The organism is Fusobacterium perfoetens ATCC 29250, from assembly GCF_000622245.1.
Classification (GTDB): domain Bacteria; phylum Fusobacteriota; class Fusobacteriia; order Fusobacteriales; family Fusobacteriaceae; genus Fusobacterium_B; species Fusobacterium_B perfoetens.
In genome coordinates, this window is the sequence record NZ_JHXW01000025.1 from 1 (window position 1) to 1,347 (window position 1,347).

Below are 1,347 nucleotides of genomic sequence, written 5' to 3' on the forward strand. Positions count from 1 at the left end.
CTTTTCATTCTTAAATCTCTAATCATTCTAATTTCTTCTAAATGGTCTTTTTGTTTTTGATAATTTCTCTTATTTGGAGGAATAGAAATACCTGTAACAACCTCTATATCTTTACGAGGAAAAGTCATATAACTTTCCTTATAGGCTTTTAAGGCGTCCTCTATATCTTCTTCTGTAAAATGATTATCCTGATTTCCTGTCTTACTTTCCATCTCCTCTAAGAATGAATATGCGTCGGCTTTTACCTCCTCATAAGGTATATCACATTTTAGTCCATACATAGCAAGGCTCATTATACAAAAATACCTGTGTCCCTCAACTACTTTTTCATTATCTGTAATAGTTCTTTTCCACCAATCATATAAATCTCTTTTAATATGCCATTTTTTACGAGATTTATCCCCTTTTACTATCCGTCTTTCATACCAATCAGGGTACTTTTCTTTCGCTTCTTTTAAAGTTAATTTTTTCGGAATATAAAGAGCTTTATTTATAATGTCTATTTCTGTATCTACTAATTTTCTTCTTCCTGTTACCCAATGATTAAGCCTTTCAACTGTATAAAGCTCTGAATTTTCTAAATAAAAGGCTCTTACTATTTCTCCGAATTTTGTTTTTGTTTCTGGTATTCTAAATCCCTGAAAAATCCCTTGATATTGTCTTTTCTTGACACTTGATGTGTAGCCGTTCCAAACCAAGTCTATTAACCCATACTTAAATCTTTTTAAAAGGATTTTGATATTATCAAAAAGAGCTATAGGTTTTTCAAGAATATAATATAAATGCAGCCCATTTCCTGAACTGACTATGATATTAGGTTTTGGCATAGCTCCTGATTTATATTGATAAAAAATATTTTCTATATGCTGTTTTTCCACTCCATCTAAGTCAATGGCAAAAGCATATAAAAATCTTGAATTTTTCGCCGTTCTGTTTCTTCCTATGTAACTGATGGGGCTTGTGATGACAAATTCCCTGTCTTTAATTTCTTCCAAAAAATTCAAATCATTAAAAATCATAAAATGTCTTGCTCTATCTTTTAAAATTTCTGTAGCTATTCCGTGATATTTATGATTTTGATGTTCTTGAGAAGCTCCCTCACATTCCTCTAAAGGCATTTCATCATTTCTACTATAAATTAATTCAAAGAATTTATAGACATTAATTTCAGTATATTGAAAATAAGGATTATATTTTAAATAACCATTTCTTAAATTATAAAGTTCTTTTTTCTTTTCTAAACCTGTCATAAAAAATCCCCCTAAAAGACACTATAGAGCCGTTATATTATCAATATATTTTTTTTACCTATTCTATAAAAAAATAAAAAGGACTAAAAATCCTCAA

General features: G+C 29.2%; 1 protein-coding gene. It reads right to left on the bottom strand.

The window, feature by feature from the left end:
* A partial coding sequence (locus tag T364_RS10670) for a hypothetical protein (protein ID WP_035945536.1) occupies positions 1-1,250 on the bottom strand: 1,250 nt, incomplete at its 3' end.
* Positions 1,251-1,347 lie beyond the last annotated feature (97 nt).